General features: G+C 59.2%; 8 protein-coding genes. 1 reads left to right on the top strand and 7 read right to left on the bottom strand.

Features of this window, described 5'->3' with window-relative positions; translation table 11 throughout:
* From ABYW26_RS07840 to ABYW26_RS07810, 7 genes are all read right to left on the bottom strand, one after another.
* Positions 1 to 699, bottom strand: a 699-nt coding sequence (locus ABYW26_RS07840) for a sigma-54-dependent Fis family transcriptional regulator (RefSeq protein WP_372604219.1), incomplete at its 3' end; no start/stop codon positions are given.
* A 194-nt stretch (positions 700 to 893) separates the two neighbouring features.
* Complete coding sequence (locus ABYW26_RS07835; RefSeq protein ID WP_372604218.1) at positions 894 to 1,373, bottom strand: peroxiredoxin family protein; 480 nt, start codon at positions 1,371 to 1,373, stop codon at positions 894 to 896.
* Positions 1,374 to 1,382: 9 nt separating this feature from the next.
* Positions 1,383 to 1,727: a carboxymuconolactone decarboxylase family protein gene (locus ABYW26_RS07830; RefSeq protein WP_372604217.1), complete on the bottom strand. Its 345-nt coding sequence runs from the start codon at positions 1,725 to 1,727 to the stop codon at positions 1,383 to 1,385.
* Between the two features lie 52 nt (positions 1,728 to 1,779).
* Positions 1,780 to 2,880, bottom strand: a complete 1,101-nt coding sequence (locus ABYW26_RS07825) for an acetoin dehydrogenase dihydrolipoyllysine-residue acetyltransferase subunit (protein ID WP_372604216.1) — start codon at positions 2,878 to 2,880, stop codon at positions 1,780 to 1,782.
* Positions 2,877 to 3,908, bottom strand: a complete 1,032-nt coding sequence (locus tag ABYW26_RS07820; RefSeq protein WP_372604215.1) for an alpha-ketoacid dehydrogenase subunit beta — start codon at positions 3,906 to 3,908, stop codon at positions 2,877 to 2,879. Before ABYW26_RS07820 ends, ABYW26_RS07825 begins: the two co-directional genes overlap by 4 nt.
* A gap of 28 nt (positions 3,909 to 3,936) precedes the next feature.
* The gene (locus ABYW26_RS07815) at positions 3,937 to 4,917 is read right to left on the bottom strand and encodes a thiamine pyrophosphate-dependent dehydrogenase E1 component subunit alpha (RefSeq protein WP_372604214.1); all 981 of its coding nucleotides are present in this window, start codon (positions 4,915 to 4,917) and stop codon (positions 3,937 to 3,939) included.
* A gap of 15 nt (positions 4,918 to 4,932) precedes the next feature.
* A complete protein-coding gene (locus ABYW26_RS07810) occupies positions 4,933 to 5,973 on the bottom strand; it encodes an ATP-NAD kinase family protein (protein ID WP_372604213.1) in 1,041 nt (346 codons plus the stop codon).
* Positions 5,974 to 6,162: 189 nt separating this feature from the next.
* Between ABYW26_RS07810 and ABYW26_RS07805 the strand changes: the two genes are divergently transcribed.
* On the top strand, positions 6,163 to 7,452 hold the full coding sequence (locus ABYW26_RS07805; RefSeq protein ID WP_372604212.1) for an RNA polymerase sigma-54 factor: 1,290 nt from the start codon (positions 6,163 to 6,165) through the stop codon (positions 7,450 to 7,452).
* Positions 7,453 to 7,555 lie beyond the last annotated feature (103 nt).

The following is a 7,555-nucleotide window of genomic DNA, read 5'->3' as shown; positions in this document are numbered from 1 at the left end:
GTTGGGGTCGACGCCCAGAAACTCTGAAGTGGCATTCAGCCGCAAAATCCACTCGTCCTTGCGCGAGGCCATGAGGTTGGCCAGTTCAATCCGCCGCACGCAGGATTTGACGACTTCCAACGTCAGGGCCTGACTGTATTTTTCGGACGGAGACATCAACAACGAGACGTCCAGAACACCGACCATTTTCCCGGTGGGATTATAAATCGGCGCCGCCGTGCAACTGAGCGGGGTATGCGCCATATCGAAATGGTCGCTTTGATGGATGGTGATTGCCTCGCCGGTGGTCAGGCAGGCGCCAACGCCACATGTGCCCGCCTCCCGTTCGCTCCATTCCGAACCGATATAAAGGCCTGCCCGCTTGAGTTCGCGGTCAACCTTTTCGTCGCCGATGAAATCGACCGTAACCCCGTCGGCATCGGTCAGCAAAAGCACATAGCCCATCGAGTTTACGCGCCGGTACAGGTCTTCCATCCCGAACCGCGCCACTGACAGAAGGTCTTCTGCTTCCTGCTGATGTTCCTTGAGAACCTGTTCCGAAACGATCCGGGCTTCGCCCTTGTGTTCCGGATCCAGCTTATAGTCGTTGAGACAGCGCAGCCACGAGTCGACCACGCCTTTGTCACGACTCGTCCGCCCGCCTTCGGCAGCAGTGATAATTTCCTTCACATGTTGCTCGAAAGCGCCGGTAACGGCCATTGCAGTACCCCTCCCAAAGTAACAGCAGCGCGATATTATGCTCTTTTTTCCCAGTTTGGGAATAGTCCTTTCGGACTATAGAATATTCCATTCCCCGAACCGCGTTCGCGAAGGGTCATGTGACCCCAGGATTCACGCCTGCGCGGGCGGCCGATCAGATCGCCGCCCGCACTACAACATGGCACCCCGAGAAATCACAGGTGCTGCAAAACCGCGTCAGAACCCGTGACTGTCACTTCGGTCGCGACCGGCTCGACAAAAAACTTTGCGACGCGGCCATCCTCGATCAAAACCGCATAGCGTTGCGAGCGGTGCCCCAGCCCCATGTCGGTCAGGTCCAAAAGCTGATCCGCCGCTTTGGCAAATCTCTGACTTCCATCCGCCAGAAACCGAAGCGCCCCATCCGGGCAAATTTGATCTGACCAGGCTTTGACCACGAAAAAATCATTCGACGCCAGCACCACGATCTCGTCCACGCCCTTGGCGGCAAAGGCATCGACCGACGCAAGATAACCCGGCACATGGGTCTCGGCGCAGGGCGGCGCAAAGGCACCGGGCACCCCGATCATCATGACCTTCCGGCCTGCGGACAGGTCTTTCAGGCTGATGTTTTTCACGTCGCCATCGACGATTTGCTGAACCAGAACGTCGGGAATTTCAGAACCGATTTCCATTTGCCCTCCTCACAGGTTATCGAATGCGTCCAAGGCCTTGGCGGCATAAACTGCACCGGGGCCTCCAGACATCTCAACGGCGATGGCAATCACTTCGATCAACGTATCGCGTTGAGCGCCGTGTTTCTTTGCCTCGGCCACATGGAAAAGGATGCAATCGTCACAGCCACGCGCCGCAGCGATGGACACGGCGATCAATTCTTTCATGGCGGCCGAGACATTACCCTCGCGGACGGCGCTATCGCTTAGCGATTTGAACGCCATCATGGTTTTCTGGTCCGCTTTGAAAAGCCCCAGAAGGCGCGTATTCACTTCAGCCAGTTTTTGCTTTGAAGCAGTCATTTTTTCTCTCATTTTTCAGGTCGGCGCGCCCACAAGGGAAGTGAAGGGCGCGCCGGTGCCCGGGTCAGAGTTGAGCTTTGATCAACTCGTTGACCCGTGACGCGTTTTCCATCTGGACCATATGCCCGGCTCCATCGATCACGACGACCTTGGCGTCCGTGACGGCCTTGGAATGCGCGACCGGAATGATCTCGTCCTGAGCGCCCCAGATGATAAGTTTGGGGATCGAAAGCGCCTCAAGATCGCTGGCAATGTCGACCGCCTGCTTGCCATCGGCAAACAGCGCCGCGCTCAGCGCTTCGAGATAGGCCTGCACGCCGTCGATCCGCTTGTATTTCAGCAGATCGTCGACCATCGACCGGTTCACCAGGCTTTTGTCCGCGAACAGGTGCAACAGCTTGGGTTTCAGATCCTTGCGGCTGGCTGCCGAAACGAAGCCTTCGATGTAGTCCGAATTGATCTCGGCCCCCAGACCGGCAGAGCAGATCAGGGTCAACGACGCGACGCGGTCGGGATGGTCAATGGCGGTTTTGCCCGAGACAAGGCCGCCTTTCGAATGACCGACCAGATGCGCGTTTTCGATCTGGTGATGATCCATGAAATCGATGATCGTCTGAACCAGCTTGTCGAGATCGGGTTCATCGACCGATTTGACCGATTGACCGTGCCCCGGCAGATCCAGCGCATAGACCGGCGCCACTTCGGCCACGGCATCAATGTTGAACAGCCAGTTGTCCAGATCACCGCCGAAGCCATGGATCAGAATAACCGGAGTCCCTTCGCCGGGGCGTTCCGCATAGCGGATCTTGCCGATGGGAAGCGCCGCATATTCATAGGTCGGCCCGGTGTCATCGTCACCTTCGACGACCGGCATCACAAAGGCGTCGACATAGGCGTCGATCTCGGCGTCCGACACGCTTTCCGGTGCCAGAACCCCCAACAGGGCGCGGACCGGATAAACCTCGCCGGCAGTGCCGACGCGCCGCCGCAGGAGGCCGCCATCAGCGGCCTCCACGACATTTGCAATCTTGTCGGTTTCGACATCCATGATCTCGTCACCGGGCGAGATCATGGTGCCTTCCTCGACATGCCATGCCGCCAGTGTTCCCTCGGCCATCGAGAGACCCCATTTGGGCATCAGGATCGGGGTGATATCGGTGCTCATTGTGCAGCAACCTTTTGTTTGCCTGCCGCCATGGTCCGGCGCACCGCATCAGCGATACGGTCGGGCGACGGGATATACAGATCTTCCAGCGACGGCGAGAACGGCACCGGCGAATGCGGCGCGGTCACCATTTCGATCGGGGCTTTCAGCGCGCTGAAGGCCTTCTGTGCGACCACTGACGACACATCCGACGCGATCGAGCACCGGGGATGCGCCTCGTCCACGCAAACCAGACGGCCGGTTGCCTCGACGCTTTCGATGACAGTGTCCATGTCGATTGGCGACAGGGTCCGCAGGTCGATGACTTCGACGTCGATGCCCTCTTTTTTCAGGGTCTCGGCCGCGGCCAGCGAATTGGGAACCATCAGGCCATAGGTCACGATGGTCAGGTCCGACCCTTCGCGCACCACGTTGGCTTCGCCGAACGGGATGGCATAGGGTTCTTCCGGGACTTCGCACTCGGACGCATAGAGGTTCTTGTGCTCAAGGAAGATGACCGGATCATTGTCACGGATCGCCTGAATCAGCAGGCCCTTGGTGTCATAGGCGTTCGACGGGCAAACCACCTTCAGACCGGGGATATGGGTGAAGATCGGCGTCAGCATCTGGCTGTGCTGGGCCGCAGCCCGGAAACCAGCGCCGCACATGGCGCGGATCACAATCGGGGTTTCCGCCTTGCCGCCAAACATATAGCGGAACTTGGCTGCTTGGTTGTAGATCTGGTCCAGACAGACGCCCATGAAGTCGATGAACATCAGTTCAGCCACGGGGCGCAGACCGCAGGTCGCCGCGCCGATCGCGGCACCGACATAGGCGCTTTCCGACAGCGGCGTGTCGATCATCTGTTTGGGGTGCTTGGCATAAAGCCCTTTCGAGACCCCCAGAACGCCGCCCCAAGCGTCGTCTTCGCCAGCGGCACCAGCGCCGCCCACGATGTCCTCGCCCATCATGACGACGGTGGGATCGCGGCTCATCTCTTGATCGAGGGCCTCGTTGATCGCATCTTTCATGCTCAGTGTACGTGCCATTTCAATATCTCCTCTCTTTTCAGACGTGTCAGTAGGCGACGTACACGTCGGCAGTCAGTTGTTCCGGTCCCGGCAAGGGGGCTGCTTTTGCTTCCTGCACCGATTGTTCGATCAGGTCGGCAACTTCGGCGTCGATGGCATTCAGTTCGTCACTGGTCAGCACACCGGCTTCGGTGACCTTGGCGCGGAAAATCTTCAGACAATCCCGGTTCTTGCGGTTGTCCTCGTTCTCGCCCGGGGCGCGATAGGTCTGCGCATCGCCTTCGAAATGGCCGAAGAAGCGGATCATCTTGCATTCCAACAGGGTCGGGCCGCCGCCTTCGCGGGCGCGTCTGATGATTTCGCCGGCGGCTTCGTAAACCGCGAAGAAATCGGTGCCGTCCACGGTGACGCCCGGCATACCAAAGCCCGTGGCCCGGTCGACATAGCTGTCCGAGGCAACCGCATAGTCGACCGAGGTCGATTCCGCGTAACCGTTGTTCTCGACAACAAAAATCGCCGGAAGGTTCCAGATCGCGGCAAGGTTCATCGATTCCAGAACCGTGCCCTGGTTCGAGGCCCCATCGCCGAAGAAAGTGATGCCAACGCCATCATGACCCAGCTTCTGCGCAGCCAGCGCCGCACCGCAAACCAGCGGCGCACCAGCGCCAAGGATGCCGTTCGCGCCCATCATGCCTTTCGACAGGTCGGCAATATGCATCGACCCGCCCTTGCCCGCGCAGGATCCGGTGGCTTTGCCATAGATTTCAGCCATCATCGCGCGGACATCCACGCCTTTGGCAATACAATGGCCATGACCGCGGTGGGTCGAGGCGATGCGGTCCCGATCATGAAGGTGCATCATGATGCCGACGCCAGCGGCTTCTTCGCCCGCATAAAGGTGAACAAAGCCGGGAATATCGCCGCGGCCAAAATCCACATGCAGACGTTCCTCGAATTCGCGGATCGTCTTCATCCGGCGATAGGCCGCCAACAGCCCTTCTTTTTCTAGTGGAAACGGATTGCTCATAAGGTCCTCCCTTGATTACAGAGCTTGACGAAGCGCGGTTGTCGCCTCGCGGGTGAGAAGCCCGCGCCGGGCCGCATAGGCCATGCACGCGGGCACGTTTACGGTTCTGAAAGCGTCGATTTTCAGCCGAATGCTGACGTCATCGGTTTCGCAAAAGGTCATCTCGCGCTCGCCATCCAGGGCGATTGATCCGACCGAGACGCTGGGCATGAACAGCACGTCCGGCGGCATCGTCTCGACGCCACCGACACCGACTTCTTCGATCAGGCCGGGCGCGATGGGTGCCAAAATTCTGGAGGTCGCCTTGTCCAGCGGCAGCAAGCGGACACGCCGCCCTTCGGGTGTTCGGCGATCCAGCGGCGCCAGCAGACCGACGATCGAGGACATGCCAATGCCCTCGGGCAGACCGAAGGTGGTGAAAAGGTCGCGGAAATTGGCGGTTTTCCAGATCGCCCGCGCACCGACATAGCGCTCGGAGACGATGGCGACATCGACCAGCGCGATATCGCGGACGTCATTGACCCGGACCTCCAGCAGCTTGTTGTCGATCAGTGCGTATTCGCAGGGCACCTTTCCCGTGACCGCCAAACCGATGGCCAAGCCGGTGATTGTCGGCTCGCGCAATTCCGGAAAGGCGTTGTTGGTTCCGGTGGACACGCCGGCGACGGGAATGTTCCCGGCATTGGCCACGACAACCCGGTTGGTGCCATCCCCGCCCAGAACCGCGATCGCGCCGACGCCTTCGGCATTCATCCGGCGCGCGGCCTCGGCGCTGTCATCCGAGGTGCAGGTCACCGGCATTTGCAGATATGTGACCTTGGGAAACCGAGAGACGCCCATCCGCTCTTCTCGTGCGATGGTGCGCATAAGCTGCGTTCGGATGCCGCCGTTTTCGGGCATGATCACAACTTCTTCGACGCCGACCGCAGCCATGCCGGTCAGCATCCGTAATACGATGTTCGCACGATCATTGATCGGCAAGTTCCCCGCATGCGAGACAATCCGGCGAATGTCTCGTGCGGAAACTGGGTTCGCTATAATCCCGACTTTTGTCACCTGAGCCTCTCCCTTTGACCACGGATCAAGCAACGACCGTGCCAGCGCGATTCAGCCGCGCCTGCGAAAGAGCAAAGGATGGTCTCGCCCCTAGGGCGTCAGGACAAAGCGCAATGGGACCAAAGGCCAATTTGGGCTGAAAAGAACTGCTGACACTGTATAGTGAGACAAGTCAAAACCGGCGGCGGCATGAAACAAGTTCAAAACCAGACGACGCGCCAGAAGATGTCCCTGACGCAATACATGCGCAGTTCGCTTTCATTGTTGCAGATGGGAGCAGACGAAATCGGACATGCGATTGAGGAAGAAACCCGTCGCAATCCGTTTTTACGCCCCCTGCCCGCGCGCCCGTCCGGCGGCGCCGGGGGACTTGACCGCACCCTGCCCGAGGTCCCCGAGCAACAGACCGCGACACAGGACCTGTTGCAACAGGTGGCCTTGGTCCGGCTTTCAACCGCCGAACAGGGGCTGGCCCGTGAACTGGTTTATTGTCTGGACGAACGCGGCTTTTTCACCGACAGCGCCCAGGACATCTGCACCTATCTTAAAACCACCCCCGCGCTTTTGACATCCGTTGTGCGCAAGTTGCAGGCCCAGATCGAACCCGCCGGCATTTTCGTCTGGACCCTGGCCGAAAGCTTTGCCGTTCAGTTGCAGGCGCTGAACCGCTTTGATCCGCTGATCGCCCGGCTTCTTGATCGTCTCGATCTGATTGCCCGACAGGACATCGCGGCGATCTGTGACCAATGCGACGTCGACAAGGAAGATGCCGAAGACATGCTGGCTGACATCCGCTCTTTGACGCCGTCGCCCCTGACGCCGCCCGCGCAGATCACCGACCATATCCGCGTGCCCGACCTTATCATTCGGCGGCGTGAAAACGGCGATATCCGGGCCGAATTAAACCCTCACGCCCTGCCCGACATCCTGACGGACGATGCGTTTTTCAACACGCTGAAATCCACCGAAACCGACGCCCGTGCCATGGCCTATTACAGTGACTGCTATCGCAGCGCCGGCGCCTTTGTCATCGCCATGCAAAAGCGGGCGAACACTTTGCTGACAATTGGCCAGCTTATCGCCAGAACACAGGAAAAGTTTTTTCAGACCGGTCGGCCCCTTGATCGGAGGCCGCTGACGATGGCTGGCATGGCGTCCGAGTTGGGGCTGAACAAAAGCACGATCAGCCGGGCGCTGAACAATTGCCTTATCGACAGCGATCACGGGGTCATCCCGGCCTCGGACCTGATCGTCCGTCCGCTCAGCGAAGACACCGGGGACAGAACCCGCGAGCAAGCGTTGAAACGGCTTTCATTGCTGATCCGAACGGAAAGCAAATCAGCGCCGCTGTCGGATCACGATCTGGCACAGCAATTGGCAAAGGCAAATCTGCCGATCTCGCGCCGCACCGTTGTCAAATACCGGGGTTTGCTGGGGGTCCCGAATGCAACGGAACGGCGGAAAGCTCACCCTTCCTAAATCATCTGCCGTAGACGCTTGGCAGACAGTTTTAGGGCGGCAAGCAAGCAAGGGTTTGTGTTACATCAAAGCCATTGATACGCGCACCGGAATCGTCATGCGC

Source organism: Actibacterium sp. (genome assembly GCF_041584535.1).
Lineage (GTDB): Bacteria > Pseudomonadota > Alphaproteobacteria > Rhodobacterales > Rhodobacteraceae > Actibacterium_D.
Note: the sequence above shows the minus strand (reverse complement) of the source record. Positions and strands in the feature narration are given on the sequence as shown.

Excerpts from the sequence above, each read along its gene's own strand:
- ABYW26_RS07835 (WP_372604218.1), bottom strand. The coding sequence starts at position 1,373 with ATGGAAATCGGTTCTGAAATTCCCGACGTTCTGGTTCAGCAAATCGTC.
- ABYW26_RS07830 (WP_372604217.1), bottom strand. The coding sequence starts at position 1,727 with ATGAGAGAAAAAATGACTGCTTCAAAGCAAAAACTGGCTGAAGTGAAT.
- ABYW26_RS07825 (WP_372604216.1), bottom strand. The coding sequence starts at position 2,880 with ATGAGCACCGATATCACCCCGATCCTGATGCCCAAATGGGGTCTCTCG.
- ABYW26_RS07820 (WP_372604215.1), bottom strand. The coding sequence starts at position 3,908 with ATGGCACGTACACTGAGCATGAAAGATGCGATCAACGAGGCCCTCGAT.
- ABYW26_RS07815 (WP_372604214.1), bottom strand. The coding sequence starts at position 4,917 with ATGAGCAATCCGTTTCCACTAGAAAAAGAAGGGCTGTTGGCGGCCTAT.
- ABYW26_RS07805 (WP_372604212.1), top strand. The coding sequence starts at position 6,163 with ATGAAACAAGTTCAAAACCAGACGACGCGCCAGAAGATGTCCCTGACG.